Origin of the sequence: Pseudomonas sp. UME65, assembly GCF_014170225.1 — a bacterium.
GTDB lineage: Bacteria > Pseudomonadota > Gammaproteobacteria > Pseudomonadales > Pseudomonadaceae > Aquipseudomonas > Aquipseudomonas protegens.
Genome location: NZ_LZZQ01000016.1, coordinates 944,898 through 960,911 on the forward strand (window position 1 = coordinate 944,898; position 16,014 = coordinate 960,911).

A 16,014-nucleotide genomic window follows, 5' to 3' on the forward strand; every position below is an offset into this window, starting at 1 on the left:
GCTTGCCGGCGAAGGGGCCGATGCCATGCATCGCGCGGGCCGACGACTTCGCCAGCAAGCTGGCTCCTACGGGAAATAGGGGGATGCAAACGACAGCGCCCCTCACGAGGGAGGGGCGCTGGCTGATGCTACGAGCGGATTACAGCTGGATCAGGTTGCTGATCTTCACGTCCGGATCGACGTCGGCTTCGTAGTCGACACCTTCGATCTCGAAACCGAACAGGCGCAGGAACTCTTGCTTGTAACCGACGAAATCGGTCATCTCGTAGAGGTTCTCGCTGGTCACCTGGTCCCACAGCTGCTTGACCCGGTCCTGGACCTGGGGTTGCAGCTCCTTGTAGTCGGCACGCAGGCGGCCTTCCTGGTCGATCACCGGCTCGCTGTTGTACAGGCTGTCCTTGTACAGGCCGTAGACCTGCTCGATGCAACCTTCGTGGCTGCCCTGCTCCTTCATCACCTTGAACAGCAGCGACAGGTACAGCGGCATGATCGGGATTGCCGAGCTGGCCTGGGTCACCACGGCCTTGAGCACCGACACCCGAGCGTCGCCGCCCAGGCCGGCCAGCTGCTGGCGCATGCCGATGACTTTCTGGTCCAGGTCCTTCTTGGCTTCGCCAATGGAACCGTTCCAGTAGATGTCGTGGGTCAGCTTCTCGCCCAGGTAGGTGAAGGCGGTGGTTTTCGCGCCTTCAGCCAGGACACCGGCTTCGTGCAGCGCGTCGATCCACATCTGCCAGTCTTCGCCGCCCATCACCGCCACGGTGCCGTCGATCTCTTCCTGGGTCGCCGGCTGCAGGGTGGTTTCCTTGACGATTTCCTTGTCGGTGTCGACACCGCGCAGGGTCACGGACTTGCCCAGTGGCTTGAGGGTCGAGCTCAGCACTTCACCGGTCTTGGGGTGGGTGCGGCGCGGTGCGGCCAGGCTGTAGACCACCAGGTCGATCTTGCCCAGGTCGCGCTTGATGGTCTCGATGGTCTCGGCCTTGACCGCATCGGAGAAGGCATCGCCGTTGATGCTCTTGGCGTACAGGCCCTTTTCTTCGGCGAACTTGTGGAACGCCGCAGTGTTGTACCAGCCGGCGGTGCCCAGCTTGCCGTCAACGCTGCCGCGCTCGAAGAACACCCCGAGGGTGTTGGCGCCACAGCCGAACGCTGCGGTGATCCGCGCTGCCAGGCCGTAGCCGGTGGAAGCGCCGAGTACCAGTACGTTCTTCGGCCCTGCGTCGATGGCGCCCTGCTGGGTGACGTAATCGATCTGTTGCTTGACGTTGGCTTCGCAACCCACCGGGTGGGTCGTCACACAGATAAAGCCGCGAACGCGGGGTTTGATGACCATACATACTCTCCCAATTTCAAAGTGCCAGGCGCCGATGACGGCGGCGGCAGTGTCACTTGCACTAGTCGTAGACGCTCACAATGGCTTCGCGTCACCAACTGATGGAATTTGCCCGGCAGGCCAAGGCTTGGCGCCCCTGTGCCGGCACCCTCGGGGCGATATCCAGGCGGCCCGGGCCGAGACTCTAGCAGTTGCACCGGCCGGCTTCAGCATCCACCCGGCGAAATTTCTGCCGCCTCCAGCAATTTTTGATGGGGCTCGGTCAGCAGCCACTTCAGGGCATCATGTCCAACGCCAGTTGCTGGCCCTTGCTGCGCGCCTCGTACCAGTGCTGTACCACGTCCGGCAGGCTGTGCTTCCACTCAGGCTCGGTGGTGTAGTAGCGCACCCGCACTTCATCGCTGGGCCCCGCCACGGCCAGCAGCGCGACCCATAACTCACCCTTGGTACCACGCACGAAAATCGCCGCATTGGTGGTAGCCAGCCCCTGCAGCCACATATCGGTGGCCTCGGCACCCTTGAGTTCGGCCGAGGTTTCCTGGGAGAACACCGAGCCGCTGTCGAGCAGGGTCTGGTAGTCCTTTTGCAGCAGCTTGCGGGCGCGCTGATCTTCCTCCTCGGTGCGCACCAGCGCCGTGGCCAACAGATCGTAATGGCTATCGAGCGCTTGCCCGGAGGGGACATAACGCCCGCTGTAATACACCCCATTGCCGGCACCGCAGGCAAATGCGTCACCCTCCTGCGTCACCTCCAGCAGCCCGTTGCGGCGGCTGAAGCGCAGGTTGCAATCGTCAAGCGCATAACTCGCCTCGTCGCCCTTGATCAGCGCCTTGCCTTGCAGGGCCCCGGAGTTGGCGCCACCCGCAGCAGAGAGATCGAAAGTCAGGTGCTCCTGGCCAGTGCGCCGGGTTACCAGTTCACCGGCGTAGAACGGGCTGACGGAAACCCGCTGCCAGGTGGCCTGCCAGTTGAACGGCACATTGATATAGCGCAGCTCGATCAGGCGGCTGCGATAACGGCCCCGCAGACAGGCCAGATCGCCCTCGCACTGATCGCGCTCCTTGAGCCACTGGCGCTGATCCAGGCGCAGCGCCTTGGGGTCCTTGGCCTTGGCCAGGGTCGCCGACCAGGCCTGGCCCAGCTGGCTGTCCAGCCCGGCGGTGTAAGGATCGGCACAGATGGCCTTTTCACTGCGGCTGGCGGCTTTGCCACAGTCGAAACTGCTGGCCTGGGCAGCGGCGGCACAGGCCAGGACAGCGAACAGCAAGCCACTGGCCCGCAGTGGACGTACAAGGGAGGCGGACATGGGTCGATTCCATTCAAAAAGGGCTTTGCAAGAATAGCTGCGTCGACTTCTCATTCACGAAGAGTTCTTGAAAAAAATGCGCTCTGGTCCCTCCTTCTCCGCCTCAAGGCCACCCATACCAGCACTGTGACATCACTGACACTTGCAACAGCGCTGCGTTGCCCGATAATCAGCCACCGACTTGAGCCTCGACCCATGGACTGGAGAGCACGATGGCGTCCCCCCCGAACACCCCTGGCCCCAACGGACCGTCGCCGCTGCACTTCATCGAAAACGGCCCGTGGAAAGAGGCGCTGTTCACCACCTATGCCCTGAGCCTGACCTACTTCGAAAGCTATGTGCTGCCCCGACTGCGCGAAGCCGGCTGTGAAAAAGTCACCCTGCTGGTGGATATCCAGGGTTACCGCGGCTCGATGATGGAGTTGCGGGCGCGGCACGTGGGCAAGGACTACGCCTTGATCCCGGTGCGGGCCAAGGACGGCATTTTCCACCCGAAGATCACCTACCTGCGCGGCGAGGACCAAGACCTGCTGATGGTCGGCAGCGGCAACCTGACCTTTGGTGGCCACGGCCGCAATGTCGAGGTGCTGGAAGTCCTCAGCGCCGGGGAGCAGCCGGGAGCCTTCGCCGACTTCGCCGACTTCCTGGAAAGTCTCTGCGCCCAGCCGCACCTGCAGATCGCCGACGACAGCGCCCTCTTGCCCTTCATTCAACGGGCCCGGGCCCTCAGCCAGCAATTTCATGATCAGGCTCCACCGCAGCCGGTGGAATTGCTGCACTCCCTGGACACTGCCATCACCGAACAATTGATCGAGCGCGCCGCAGGCCGGCGCTGGCACAGCCTGCTGCTGCTCTCACCCTTCCACAGCCGCGACGGACAATCCCTGGGCCATCTGCTCAAGACCTTGGGCATCCCTCGGCTCACCGTGGGGGTTCCAGGCAACGGCGTCTGCTCCTTTCCCCTGGAGCAGACCAGGGACTGGCCAGTCAAGATCGACTGGGTAACGCCCAGGGTCGACCACAACCAGCGTCGGCTGCACGCCAAGTGGCTGGAATTGCGCGGCACCGAGAGCTGGACCCTGACCGGCAGCGTGAACGCCACCCGGACCTCCATGGACAGCACCGACAACGTGGAAGTGGCCGTGCTGCGCAAGCTCGATAGCGCCACGGAGGAGTGCTGGGAGCCCGTCGAAGCGCCGCGCTATGAAGCCGATGCCTTCGAGCGCCAGGACCAGGAGGCGACCCTGTGCGTCTATGCACGCCTCAACGAAGAGCAGCAGCTGGAAGGCCGGCTGATCGGTCAGCCACCGCTTGCAGGGGAATGGCTGGCGACCCTGGAATGCGCCGAAGAAGTCCTCGAACTGGCGCCGCTGCAACTGACCGCGCAAGGCGACTTCGTCTGGCCGCTGCAGCAGGCCCTGGACTCCAGGCTGGACGAGGGGCTGCAACTGCGCTTGGAGCGCGAAACACAGAGCGCCCGAGGCTGGGTCAGCATCGACGCCTACCTGAGCATGCCCCTGCCGATTCGCAGCCTTTGCGCAGCCCTGGGCCGACTGCTGGGGGGCAACGAAGCCCAGGGCGATCTGCAGATCCTGCTCAACTGCCTGGTGGTGCATGCGCAAAAGCTGCCCGAAGAGCCCGATGCGCCGCTGAGCACTGAATCCACCACGACGCCCGTCAACCCGCCAGCCGGCACACAGCCGCCCGCCCCGCAGCCGACCCAGCGCCATCGCCACTGGCTGCCGACCGTGGCCAACGCTGCTGCCGGCCGCAACGGCAGTTGGGCGCTACTCCAGGCCATCGCTGGCTTGCTGCACCATGCCACCCCCGAGCAAGAACCCGAGGGGCGCGGTTATGCAGCACCTATCATCGAACTGGACGATGGCCGAGAAGACAGCGACTTCGATCCAGCGTCGGACCTCGACCTCGAATCGCTGCCCTCTCCCAACCTGATCAACGAGTTCAACCAGACCCTGCAGAGCCTGGTCAACCTGAAGGGCCTGAGCAGCCGCAAGAAAGCCCAGCTGTTGTATGTCTGGTGCCATGTCGCCCTGGACTTCTATTTGCGTCGCCTGCACCTACCGGCCAATGCCCGGGATTTTGCCCAGCGCTGGCTCAACTGCGTGGACCACGCCCAACTGGCCGCCGAAGATCGCCCGCTGGTAGACGAAGCGGTCTACGGCCTGGCCGCCACCCTGGCGCTACCGGGCAAGCAGGCTTCCCCGGCAACCCTGGGGGCGCTGGACACCACCACCTTGCATGAGTACCTGGAGCGCTACTGCCAGGGGGCCGTGGACTTCGTCCAGGCCCGGCGCCTGGCGCAACGCTGGTTCACCCAGGAAGCGGCGCAACAACTGGTGGACCATGGGGTCTGCGCAGCCCTGGCGGCCCTGGACGCGGTGCAGCAAACCAGCACCTTGCGGGCGCTGCTCTGCAGCTACATCGAAGATCGTCAACAGGCCCGTCAGCAACGCCTGCCGGCGGACCGTTTCACCCCGCAAGAGATCATCGCGCTGCAACACATCCACTCCCCCCACAGCTCCCGGCCGGGTTACTACCGCGTCAACCATCGCACCATCAGCAGTTGCCCCAACACCCGCTGGTGCTACGCCCCGGTGGAGCGCGAAGCCCTTGCCCGCCTGAAGCAACGCCGCATCAACCAATGCCAGTATTGCCAGGCCCTGATGGTGTCACTCGAACCATGAACCCATTGCCTCAACGCGCCTTTTTCGTCTCCCCGTCCGTGCGTGAGAGCGGCGGCGTGGATTACCTCGGACTGCGACAAGCCAACCTGGAACTGATGGACCAGTTCATGCCCGGGATCAACAACCGTACCCAGTGGATTCGCCCCTACTCGGTGATGTGCTGGGCGGTGTGGGTCTTCAATCAGCACTGCGAACCCTACTGCGGCGAGCTGCCCGTGGGTCAACGCTTCGAACGGTTCAGGGAAAAGATCGAGGTGCTGTTCGGCTGGAGCCATCAGCTGGTCGAGGACGGTACCTACATGGCCGGCAATGGCCAGTACCGCCCGCCCGGCAACGGGCCTTTCACCCTGGACTTCAAAAGTTGGCATCGCGGCCCCAGCTGGTTCGATGCGGTGCAGTACGGACCGTCGTTCAAGCCCGACACCGGCCTGGGCCTGGCCTGGCCGAAACCCGACGGCACCTACGGCGTCACCGAGGCCGGCGAAGCACTGGCCAGGGCCCTGGATAAGGGTTTGCGCAGGTTGGCGCTGTATCCGTGGCTGACCTCCCTTGAAGACCTGCAGGGCAGCGTCGAACAGGCCAACGCGGTGCACCTGAAGTGGGATCGCAACAGGCCGAGCGCCCAGGAAGCGCAGGTGTTTCGCGAGGAGTTCTACCCGCCCCCAGGGACGGCGAAGAACCCCAGGGCCGGCCACCGAGAGTGCTCCATCGACCTGATCCGCGCCACGTTGCAGGTGCTGGGCAGCGAAACCAGCCTGCCAGCGCTGCGCCGGGCCATGGCGCTGCTGCCCCTGTCCAAGTTTCCCGCCGAGCAGGTTGCCGGGCTGGCCCCGACCCAGGCGCTGTGGCGGGTCCTGCAGTTGCGCCAGGCCCAGCGCCTGGCCTTTGAAAGCCTGTTCGGCTGGGTGGAACAGCAGATCGCCCTGGGTCTGCACAGCAGTGAGGAACTGCGCGACCGACTGCTCGGCCTCGACTCCGGCCCACTGCAGGCCGACACTTCGGTGCAAGCGGCTGTGGAGTATTACCGCGCCTTGTCCCCGCAGACCGCCAACGTGCTGGAGGCGGGGCTGCAGGTTGCCGAGCTGGATCTGTTCGAGCGCATCGACCATCTGCTTGGGTACATCGCCAACCACGACGAGCGAGCCGCCAGCGAGGCCTTGCAGTTGCTGTTTCTGGTGGCGGCCATCACCCAGGACCTCAGCGCCTGCCCCCAGCACAGCGTCTATCTGGACCAGGGCGGCCAGGCTCGGCTGTCGTTGCGGTACTGGGCTCGATCACTGCAGCGCAAGCAGCAGATCAGCCTGTCGGAGCTGGTCCTCAACCTGATCGAGAACAACCTGCTGAGCCAGCATTTCGGCATCGCCGCCATCCGCATGACCGAGGCCAAGCCCAGGCTGCGCATCAGCCTCGAGGAACAAGGCCTGGTTTCCCTGCTGTCCGCTACGGACAGCGCCTGGCGACCCGGGCTGACCGAAGACCGGCTGTACTCGACCCTGGCCTTGATGACCGACAGTCGGCTGCTGCGCCGTCGTTGGTGTGAACAGACGCAAACCTTGCTCTATGGGTGTGCCGACCAATGACGCTCGATAGTTCCTGGCGACGCCCTTCGGGGGGGCGTACTAAGCTCTGCTCTCATGTCTGCTCAAGGTGCGCGATGAACTGGGTTCTGGGTGCCATGCTGTCGCTGTTGAGCCTCACCGCCAGCGCGGCGGAGCTGCGCATGCTGACCGACAACCACCCGCCGCTGCACTTTCAGCAGGGCCAGCACATAACGGGCTTCGCTGTGGAGGTGGTGCAAGCCCTGGCGCAACGCACCGGCGATCCGGTGCAGGTTCAGCAACGGCCGATGTTGCGCGCCTTGCGCGATGCCAGCGAGGCCGAAGACACCGCGGTGTTTACCATTTTGCGCACGGCCGAGCGCGAGTCGCGCTATCAGTGGGTGGGGCCGCTGATGCAGACCGAAACCGCGCTTTACGCCCGTACCAGCGACCACAGCGCAGTCACCGACCTGCACCAGACCCGGGGACAGATTGCCGTACCGCGCAAGTGGCTGGTCTACCGCTACCTCAAGCAACAGGGGCTGGACAACCTGTGGGGCGTGGACAGCCCGGAGATCATGATTCGCCTGCTGCAGATGGGACGGGTGCAATACCTGGTGGCCGACACCATGAGCGTCAGCACCTTTGCCGCCGAAGAAGGCATGCCCTTCGATCAGTTGAGCTACCAGATGCCGCTGATGCGCCAGGACGCCTATATCGCCTTTTCCCCCAAGGTCGACGCCGCCCAGGTAGCCCGCTGGCAGCGGGCCCTGGAGGCGATGAAACGCGATGGCAGCCTGCAACGGCTCAAACAGCGCTGGCATATCGACCGCAGCGCCAATGGATCGAGCCACCCATGACAAGCCTTCTCCCATGGGTACCCATGCTCCATCAGCTGACAGTCAACTGCCCGCAGTGCGGGGCCCTGGCCCGCTTCGAGTTCATGGTGGCCAGGTCCATCGAACGCAAGGCCCGGCCGCTCCTGCCCCGCCTGCTCAAGCGACAGCTGACGACGGCCTCAAGATAGAATGTGCTAACTCATGAACGGCAGTAAATCTCGTCCGCCGCGGCGAGTTTCGCTACTATGACGAGCCCATTTCTGTCTTTGCCGACCCGCCAATCCGGAGCCCCAATGCCCAGTCCCAAGGACCTTGCCAGTGACAGCGGCGCACCGATGATTCCCGAACAGCGCCGCGAGCAGATCCTGCGCCAGTTGCGCAAGCACCAGGTGCTCAGCGTGCATCAGTTGATGGAGATGTTCGACTGCTCGCACATGACCGTGCGCCGGGATATCGCCCTGCTGGAGCAGGAAGGCCGCGCCCACTCGGTAACCGGCGGGGTGCGCATCGCCAGCCAGTTGCACAGCGAGCCCAGCCATCAGTCCAAGGCTGTGGTGGAGCTGCCGCAGAAGCAGTCCATGGCCAAGCTGGCGGCGAGCCTGCTGCACGCGGACATGACCGTCTACCTGGACGCCGGCACCAGCACCCTGGAAATCGTGCCCTACATCAAGGCGCTGTCGGGGATGACCGTGGTGACCAACGATTTCGGCGTGGCCCAGGCCCTGATGGACGCGCCCCAGGTGACGGTGATCCATACCGGCGGGCAATTGGACCACTCCAACCACTCCTGTGTCGGCGGGCTGGCGGTGGCCACCCTGCGCCAGGTGGTGACCGATGTGGCCTTTATCTCCACCAGTTCCTGGGACCTGCGCCGGGGCATCACCACGCCATCGGCGCTGAAGGTCGAGGTCAAGCAGGTGGCGATGCAGTCGGCGACCCAGGTGGTGCTGGTGGCCAGCAGCTCCAAGTACGGCACCTTCAGCATGTACAAGATCGCCGGGCTGGAACAGTTCGACATCATCATCAGCGACGCCGCACTGGCCCCTGCGGCGGCGGACGGGATCCGCAAGCACGGTGTAGAACTGCTGCTGCCGGCACAATCCTGAGCCAGCGATAGCCCCGGCCCACAGCAGCCCGTGGCGCAGGACCTGCTCCCGGGCGACGAAGAGACCGCAGTAGCCACTAGCGGTTTTTTTCAGTCTCGGCCATGAACTGCCCCAGCTCGCGGGCGTAGAACCGGGCCATGCCGGTGGTGCCGTGGCCACGGGTTTCGGCGCTGGCGGGAATCAGCAGCAGGCGGGCATTTTTCACCTGTTTGAGCGCCGCTTGCAGGGTGCCGGTTTCCGGCGGGTTGCGCTCGTCGTCCGCGGCGTTGATCACCAGCACCGGCGCCTGGATCCTGCCCAGACCCGGCATGGCGTTGTAGTCCGCCGAGGACTGCCACTGGTAGATGAAGTCATTGGCATCGGCGCCCTGGCTGGCCTTGAGGCGCTCCTGCACCAGCTGGTCAGCCTGGGCCCGGGTCGGCGCCAGAGCCTGATAGGCCAGGGTGCCGCCGCTGGTGCCGGTGGCGAACAGCGCGTTGGCCAGGCGCAGCGACGGCGGCTGTTGCCGGTAGTTGCCCTGCTCCCAGGCCGGGTCCTGCTTGATCGACTCCACCAGCAGGCGGCGCATCATCCAGTTGCGCGAAGACATTTCCCCCGGCTGGGAGGCCATGGGCACCAGGGCGTCCATCATCTGCGGCCACTTCTGGCCCCAGATCCAGGCCTGCATGCCGCCCATGGAATTGCCGATGATCAGCCGCAGGTGCTTGACCCCCAGCCCTTCGGTCAGCAGCCGGTACTGGGCCTGGACCATGTCCTCGTAGTTGTACTGGGGGAACCGCGCCCGCAGGCCGTCCGAAGGCTTGCTCGACTGGCCGACGCCGATGCCGTCGGTGGCGATGATGTAGTACTTGCTGGCATCCAGGGGTTGCCCGGGGCCGAACAGTTCACCACCAAAATCCTTGCTCAACAGGTCGCTGGCCGGCCGATAGGTGCCATGCAGATAGAGGATCGCCGGGTGCTTGGGATCCCCCAGGGTGATGTAGTGCAGCTTCAGGTTGGCCAGCTGCTCACCGTTGTGGAAGGTGAATTGCGGGGCCACCCAATCGCCCTCGGTGGCCGGCGGCAAGCTCGCGGCCGCGGCCAGGGACATACCGCCCAGGGACAAAATCAGGCCGAGCGCGGCCCGGCAGGCAAAACGCTGCATGGGAAAACTCCTGTGTTTATCGCTACGTATCATCGCGAGCCGTTCGCGGCCTTCGCATCATCTGTGGCCGCTGCCGCAGGCTGCGCAAGGCACCGCAGGGGCCTCGACGGCCGGGGAGTCGCTGCGAGCCTGCGGCTCGTTCGCAGCCTGCGGCAGCGGCTACATAAAGCGATGCGCGAAGCCCCCCCCAGGGCCTTGCGCGACGCTCCCCAGATACCTTTTGCTTCGCAACCTGCAGTGGCGGCTACACCGCCGAGCCTTAGCGCGCCTGCCAGTCCCGCAGCCATTGCAGGCCGGCGGAGGTGTCGCCACGAGGGCGGTATTCGCAACCGACCCAGCCGTCGTAGCCAAGGTCGTCCATCAGCTGGAACAGGTAGGGATAGTTCAGTTCGCCCAGGTCCGGCTCGTGGCGGTCCGGCACCCCGGCGATCTGGATGTGGCCGATCCCGGCCAGGTCGCGGCGCAGTTTCACCGCCAGGTCGCCTTCGACGATCTGGCAGTGATAGCAGTCGAACTGCACCTTGAGGTTGGCCGCGCCGACTTCCTTGCAGATGGCCTGGGCCTGGTCCTGGCGGTTGAGGAAGAACCCCGGCATGTCCCGGGTGTTGATCGGCTCCAGCAGCACCGTGACCCCGACCTTGGCCGCCTGGGCCGTGGCGTGGGCCAGGTTCTCCAGGTAGACGCCGTGGTGCCGCGGGCGATCGTTCTCGGACGGCAGCAGGCCGGCCATCACGTGGACCCGCGAGTTGCCCAGCACCGCGGCGTATTCCAGCGCCTTGTCGAAACCCTGGCGGAACTCCTGCTCGCGCCCGGGCAGGGAAACGATGCCCCGCTCCCCCGCCGCCCAGTCGCCAGGCGGAGCGTTGAACAAGGCCTGTTGCAGGCCGTGGTCGTCCAGGCGCTGTTTCAGCTCCTGGGGGCTGTAGTCGTAGGGAAACAGATATTCCACGGCCGTGAAGCCGTCGGCCGCCGCGGCGGCGAAACGTTCGAGAAAGTCATGTTCCGGGTAGAGCATGCTGAGGTTGGCAGCAAAACGAGGCATGGGAACTCCTGGGACAAAGGGTCAGACAAATGGCCAGATCAGCAGGGTAATACAGAACCCCAAGGTGCCGAGCAAGGTAGTGATCACGGTCCAGGTACGCAGGCCGTCCGCGACGTTGAGGCCGGCCAGCTTGGTGAAGATCCAGTACCCGGCGTCATTGATATGGGACATGGCCAGCCCGCCACCGCCCATGGCCAGGCACAGCAGGGCCATGTGGTTGGGGCTCAGGTTGAGGGTGGCGATCAGCGGCGCGATGATCCCGGCGGTGGTCACCAGGGCCACGGTAGTGGAGCCCTGCACCGCACGCAGCAGCATGGTCAGCAGAAAACCCAGGGCCAGCACCGGCAGGCCGGTGGTGCGCAGCAGGTCGGAGACCACGGCACCGATCCCGGTATCTACCAGCACCTTGCCGAACACCCCCCCGGCCCCGGCGATCAGGATCACCATGGCCACCCCGGGCAGCGCTGAGCCGATCACGTCGGACACCTGGCTGCGGCTCCAGCCGCGGCGCGAGCCCAGCAGCCAGGCACACAGCAAGGTGTCCAGCAGCAGCGCCACCAGCGGCGCGCCAAGTACGGTCAGCACCCCGCGCAGGGTGGACTCCAGGGGCAGCAAGGAAGTAGCCAGGGTGCCCAGCAGGATCAGCACGATGGGCAGCAGGATCAGGCTGACGATCAGGCCGAACCCCGGTGGCGGCGCCGGCGGCAGTTTCGCCGCCAGGCTGCCGGTGGATTCTTCCAGGCCCATGTGCGCCACAGCGGCCACCGCCTGGGGGCTGGCAGGCTGCTCGGAACCGTTGTTCCAGGCGGCGAGGTCTTCATTGGTGACGTGCGGGCCGTAGACTTCGGCGCGGATGTCATCGGTCATCGGGTAGTTGCGCCGGGTCATGCGCCCTGCCACGCGGTAGCCCACGTAGCACAGCAGCGCGGTCAGCGGCAGGCCGAACATCAGCACCCGGCCCAGGTCCGCGCCCAGCTGGCTGGCCGCGGCCACCGCTCCAGGGTGCGGCGGCAGGAAGGCGTGCACGGTGAGCAGCGCGGCGCACATCGGCAAGGCGAACACCAGCAGCGGCTTGCGCGCACTGCGGGCCACGCCATAGGCCAGGGGCATGAGGATGATCACCCCGACCTCGAAGAACACCGGCACGCCGATGATGAATCCGGCCATGGTCAGCGCCAGGGGCGTGCGCCGGTTGCCGAAGCGCTCGATCAGGGTCTTGGCCAGCGCCTCGGCGCCGCCGGAAAGCTCGATGATGCGGCCGATCATCGCGCCCAGGGCGATGATGATGGCGATGTGGCCGAGGGTCTTGCCCATGCCGCCCTCGATGGTGGCCACCAGCTCCGCCGGTTTCACTCCGGCCACCAGCGCCACCAGGATGCTTACCAGCATCAGCGCGACAAAGGGCTGGAACTTGTACTTGAGCACCAGGAACAGCAACAGGGCGATACCGGCCCCGGCGGTGATCATCAGAATCAGCGGGCTCATTGCACAAGCCCTCCACCCAGTGGCTGGCAGGGGGTGCTGGTGGTGCGGGAACCCGTAAAGCAAATGCAGTCATTCATCTCGGGAAATCCTGTTGTTATTGTTTTTCAACGGCAAGCCGCTCCCCGCGAAAGCCTCATGAAGGCTTCCGTGGACTGGCGTGCATGAAACGCTGGCAGTGTCGCGGGCTTACCAGGTGGCGCCGAAAGCGTCCCGCAGCTCATCCAGGGCGGCCTGATCCAGAGGTGCCGGGCGCGGCTGGCTCATCAGCCACAGGCGCGCGGTTTCCTCCAGTTCTTCCAGGGCGTAGCTGGCCTTGGACACACTGCTTTCCCAGACCACCGGGCCCAGGCGTTCGAGCATCACCCCACGCACCTGGTTGGCCAGTTGCGCCACCTGCTCGGCGACCTTGGGCGAACCCGGGCGCTGGTAGCCGATCAGCGGGATGTGCCCGACCTTCATCACCTGGTACGGGGTCAGCGGCGGCAGGATGTCGTCCTCGCGCCAGACCCCGGCCAGGGTCAAGGCCACCAGGTGGGTGGAATGGGTATGCACCACCCCGCCCACCCCGGGATTGCGGTCATACACCTGGCGATGCAGGGCCAGGGTCTTGGACGGTTTGTCGCCGCTGACCCACTCCCCCGCCAGGTTGACCTTGGCGATGGCTGCAGGGTCGAGCCGGCCCAGGCAGATGTCGGTGGGGGTGATCAGCCAGCCATCATCGAGCCGCGCACTGATGTTGCCGGCGCTGCCCACGGTGTAGCCGCGCTGATAGAGGCTGCGGCCGACATCACAGATTTCTTCGCGCAGAGCGTTTTCCCGGCTCATGACTGACCTCCCGCCAGTTGACCCAGGGCCTTGCTGAAAAAGTCGCGACCACCGAAGTTGCCGGACTTCAGCGCCAGGGCCAGGGGCTCGCCGCCACTGCTGACGGTGGCCGGGACCCCGGGATCGATCTGCGCGCCGATCTGCAGCAGGCGCACGTCCAGGGCCTTGACCACGGCGCCGGAGGTTTCCCCGCCAGCCACCACAAAGCGCCGCACGCCGCTGTCGCGCAGGCCCCGGGCGATCTCGCCCAGGGCATTCTCCACCAGCGCTCCGGCACGTTCGGCACCGAGCTGACGCTGCACCGCCTTGACCTCTTCCGGCGTGCTGGTGGCGTAGATCAGCACCGTGCCCTGCTGCTCCCGGGCAAAGGCCAGGGCCTGTTCCACCACCGCCTCGCCGGCCGCCAGGGCCAGCGGGTCGATGCGCCAGGCCGGGCGCTCGGCTTCCAGCCAGGCATCGACCTGAGCATTGGTGGCCAGGGAGGCACTGCCGGCCAGCACCACTTCGCCACCGGCTACCTTGGGCAGGCTTGCAGCGTCGAGGTCGCGCAGCTTGCCGGCGCGACGGAAGTTTTCCGGCAGGCCCAGGGCCAGCCCGGAACCGCCAGTGAGCAGCGGCAGGTCGGCGCAGGCGGCGCCGAGGGTATAGAGGTCGGCATCGGACAGCGCGTCGGCAATCGCCAGGGCAGCACCCTGCCCGCGCAGTTCGGCGATCCTGCTGCGCACCGCCTCCACGCCCTGGGCGATGCTGTCGTAGCGCAGCAGGCCCACCGGCAGCCGGGTCTGGGATTGCAGGACCCGCACCAGGTTGGCATCGGTCATCGGCGTCAGCGGGTGATGCTGCATGCCCGATTCGCTGAGCAACTGGTCCTGGACGAACAGGTGGCCACGGAAAATGGTCCGGCCGTTCTCCGGGAACGCCGGGCAGGCCAGGGTGAAATCGCTGCCCAGGGCCTCGAGCAAGGCCTCGCTGACCTGACCGATGTTGCCCGCCGCGGTGGAATCGAAGGTCGAGCAGTATTTGAAGAAGATCTGCTCGCAGCCCTGGTCCCGCAGCCATTGCAGGGCGGCCAGGGATTCGGCCACTGCTTCGCTGGCCGCAGTGGTGCGCGACTTCAGCGCGATCACCACGGCGTCGGCGTCCAGCCCGGCAGCCACTTCAGCGCTGGGAATGCCGATGCTCTGCACAGTGCGCATGCCACCGCGAACCAGCATGTTGGCCAGGTCCGTGGCCCCGGTGAAATCGTCGGCGATGCAGCCCAGCAACGGGCGTGGATTGGAAATCGTCATCACGGGCTCCTCACTCGGCATCGGGCTTGGCCACGGGCAGGTCGATGCCCGGGAAGATCTTGATCACCGCCGAGTCGTCCTCGCGGCCAAAACCGGCGCTGGAGGCCTGCATGAACATCTGGTGCGCGGTGGCCGACAGCGGCAGCGGGAATTTGCTGGCCCGGGCGGTATCCAGCACCAGCCCCAGGTCCTTGACGAAAATGTCCACCGCGGACAGCGGTGTGTAGTCGGCCTTGAGGATATGCGGAACGCGGTTCTCGAACATCCAGGAGTTGCCCGCGCTGTGGGTGATCACCTCATACAGGGCATCGGCGTCCACCCCTTCGCGCAGTCCCAGGGCCATGGCTTCGGCAGAGGCGGCAATGTGCACCCCGGCCAGCAACTGGTTGATGATCTTGACCTTGGAGCCCAGGCCATGGGCATCCCCCAGGCGATAGACCTTGCCGGCCATGCCCCCCAGAATCGCCTCGGCCCTGGCGTAAGCGGTGGCCGGGCCGGAGGTCATCATGGTCATCTCGCCGGCGGCAGCCTTGGCCGCGCCCCCGGAGATCGGTGCATCCAGGTAGAGCAGGCCCAGGGCCTCCAGGCGCTGGCCCAGGTCCACGGCGTAGGTCGGGGCCACGGTGGCGCAGCCGATCACCAGGCTGCCGGGACGCAGTGCCGCTGCCGCCCCGCCCTCACCGAACAGCACACTTTCGGTCTGCTCGGCATTGACCACCACGGTGACAATCACATCGCATTCGCCGGCCAGTTGCGCCGCCGAGGCGCAAGCCACGCCGCCTTCGCTGGCGAACTGCTCGGTGACCGCAGCACGGACGTCACAGGCATGCACCTTGAAACCGCTGCGCAGCAACGACCGGGCGATGCCCAGGCCCATGGCGCCAAGACCGATGACACCGACATTGTTGTTATTCATGGGGGACTCCAGAAATAGACCAGGACTGTGCCGCGCCAGACAGGCGCCGGGCAAGAACCGGGCAGGACAGGGAAATCCGGATTGCAGGTCCGGCAAATGCAACACAGGCAGCAACAGGCGCAGCGCCAGACGGCAAGCCCGGAAGGTGCATGGCACCGTGGGCAGGTGCCGAGAGAGGCAGGAGCGAATCGATCATCATGGCCATCCTGTTGCTGTTGTTATCAGGTTGAGCTTTGGCTGTGAACGATCATCCACCAATGAACGGATTATGTGAAGAAGTTTTTCAATCTAACATTTTTTAACATAACCTTGAGCGCCCGGCCCCGGCCAGCCACTGGTCGGAAGCCGACGGCCGGTGCCCCGTGGGCTGCTACAACCCTTCACAGCCCTGATCTGGATCAGCATGGCCCGGGGTGACCTGGCCGAGGCTGAATGAACGAGGGCTGCTGACTGGCGGTAGCACCCTTCATCGCAACCCCGTTG

Annotated in this window: 12 protein-coding genes; 4 read left to right on the top strand and 8 right to left on the bottom strand. The window is 65.5% G+C overall.

Annotated elements, in window-relative coordinates; translation table 11 throughout:
* Positions 1 to 139 precede the first annotated feature (139 nt).
* Together fabV and A9971_RS29430 are read right to left on the bottom strand one after the other, a co-directional pair.
* Complete coding sequence (fabV, locus tag A9971_RS29425) at positions 140 to 1,336, bottom strand: enoyl-ACP reductase FabV (RefSeq protein WP_041118506.1); 1,197 nt, start codon at positions 1,334 to 1,336, stop codon at positions 140 to 142.
* 274 nt (positions 1,337 to 1,610) lie between these two features.
* On the bottom strand, positions 1,611 to 2,642 hold the full coding sequence (locus tag A9971_RS29430; protein ID WP_183000360.1) for a lysozyme inhibitor LprI family protein: 1,032 nt from the start codon (positions 2,640 to 2,642) through the stop codon (positions 1,611 to 1,613).
* Between the two features lie 212 nt (positions 2,643 to 2,854).
* Between A9971_RS29430 and A9971_RS29435 the strand changes: the two genes are divergently transcribed.
* From A9971_RS29435 to A9971_RS29450, 4 genes are all read left to right on the top strand, one after another.
* Complete coding sequence (locus tag A9971_RS29435) at positions 2,855 to 5,347, top strand: phospholipase D family protein (RefSeq protein ID WP_183000361.1); 2,493 nt, start codon at positions 2,855 to 2,857, stop codon at positions 5,345 to 5,347.
* Entirely contained in the window at positions 5,344 to 6,927 is a 1,584-nt protein-coding gene (locus A9971_RS29440; protein ID WP_183000362.1) for a hypothetical protein, read from the top strand. The genes A9971_RS29435 and A9971_RS29440 overlap by 4 nt, the downstream gene beginning before the upstream one ends.
* A gap of 74 nt (positions 6,928 to 7,001) precedes the next feature.
* Positions 7,002 to 7,745, top strand: coding sequence for an ABC transporter substrate-binding protein (locus tag A9971_RS29445; protein ID WP_183000363.1), 744 nt, complete (start codon positions 7,002 to 7,004; stop codon positions 7,743 to 7,745).
* 272 nt (positions 7,746 to 8,017) lie between these two features.
* A complete protein-coding gene (locus tag A9971_RS29450; protein WP_183000364.1) occupies positions 8,018 to 8,830 on the top strand; it encodes a DeoR/GlpR family DNA-binding transcription regulator in 813 nt (270 codons plus the stop codon).
* A gap of 76 nt (positions 8,831 to 8,906) precedes the next feature.
* On the opposite strand, the gene A9971_RS29455 is transcribed toward A9971_RS29450, so the two are convergent.
* The 6 genes from A9971_RS29455 to ltnD all read right to left on the bottom strand — a co-directional run bounded on the left by A9971_RS29455 (position 8,907) and on the right by ltnD (position 15,531).
* The gene (locus tag A9971_RS29455) at positions 8,907 to 9,974 is read right to left on the bottom strand and encodes an alpha/beta fold hydrolase (protein WP_053158897.1); all 1,068 of its coding nucleotides are present in this window, start codon (positions 9,972 to 9,974) and stop codon (positions 8,907 to 8,909) included.
* Positions 9,975 to 10,233: 259 nt separating this feature from the next.
* On the bottom strand, positions 10,234 to 11,016 hold the full coding sequence (gene otnI / locus A9971_RS29460) for a 2-oxo-tetronate isomerase (protein ID WP_053158899.1): 783 nt from the start codon (positions 11,014 to 11,016) through the stop codon (positions 10,234 to 10,236).
* Positions 11,017 to 11,037: 21 nt separating this feature from the next.
* The gene (locus A9971_RS29465; RefSeq protein WP_011061625.1) at positions 11,038 to 12,501 is read right to left on the bottom strand and encodes a GntP family transporter; all 1,464 of its coding nucleotides are present in this window, start codon (positions 12,499 to 12,501) and stop codon (positions 11,038 to 11,040) included.
* Between the two features lie 186 nt (positions 12,502 to 12,687).
* Positions 12,688 to 13,326 carry an aldolase gene (locus A9971_RS29470; protein WP_011061626.1) on the bottom strand — a complete coding sequence of 213 codons (639 nt, stop codon included), beginning with the start codon at positions 13,324 to 13,326 and terminating at the stop codon, positions 12,688 to 12,690.
* Positions 13,323 to 14,615, bottom strand: a complete 1,293-nt coding sequence (gene otnK / locus A9971_RS29475; protein WP_183000365.1) for a 3-oxo-tetronate kinase — start codon at positions 14,613 to 14,615, stop codon at positions 13,323 to 13,325. The genes A9971_RS29470 and otnK overlap by 4 nt, the downstream gene beginning before the upstream one ends.
* 10 nt (positions 14,616 to 14,625) lie before the next feature.
* Positions 14,626 to 15,531: an L-threonate dehydrogenase gene (gene ltnD / locus A9971_RS29480; protein ID WP_011061628.1), complete on the bottom strand. Its 906-nt coding sequence runs from the start codon at positions 15,529 to 15,531 to the stop codon at positions 14,626 to 14,628.
* Between the last annotated feature and the right edge of the window lie 483 nt (positions 15,532 to 16,014).

Coding starts and splice junctions, on each gene's coding strand:
- fabV (WP_041118506.1), bottom strand. CDS start 1,336: ATGGTCATCAAACCCCGCGTTCGCGGCTTTATCTGTGTGACGACCCAC.
- A9971_RS29430 (WP_183000360.1), bottom strand. CDS start 2,642: ATGTCCGCCTCCCTTGTACGTCCACTGCGGGCCAGTGGCTTGCTGTTC.
- A9971_RS29435 (WP_183000361.1), top strand. CDS start 2,855: ATGGCGTCCCCCCCGAACACCCCTGGCCCCAACGGACCGTCGCCGCTG.
- A9971_RS29440 (WP_183000362.1), top strand. CDS start 5,344: ATGAACCCATTGCCTCAACGCGCCTTTTTCGTCTCCCCGTCCGTGCGT.
- A9971_RS29445 (WP_183000363.1), top strand. CDS start 7,002: ATGAACTGGGTTCTGGGTGCCATGCTGTCGCTGTTGAGCCTCACCGCC.
- A9971_RS29450 (WP_183000364.1), top strand. CDS start 8,018: ATGCCCAGTCCCAAGGACCTTGCCAGTGACAGCGGCGCACCGATGATT.
- A9971_RS29455 (WP_053158897.1), bottom strand. CDS start 9,974: ATGCAGCGTTTTGCCTGCCGGGCCGCGCTCGGCCTGATTTTGTCCCTG.
- otnI (WP_053158899.1), bottom strand. CDS start 11,016: ATGCCTCGTTTTGCTGCCAACCTCAGCATGCTCTACCCGGAACATGAC.
- A9971_RS29465 (WP_011061625.1), bottom strand. CDS start 12,501: ATGAGCCCGCTGATTCTGATGATCACCGCCGGGGCCGGTATCGCCCTG.
- A9971_RS29470 (WP_011061626.1), bottom strand. CDS start 13,326: ATGAGCCGGGAAAACGCTCTGCGCGAAGAAATCTGTGATGTCGGCCGC.
- otnK (WP_183000365.1), bottom strand. CDS start 14,615: ATGACGATTTCCAATCCACGCCCGTTGCTGGGCTGCATCGCCGACGAT.
- ltnD (WP_011061628.1), bottom strand. CDS start 15,531: ATGAATAACAACAATGTCGGTGTCATCGGTCTTGGCGCCATGGGCCTG.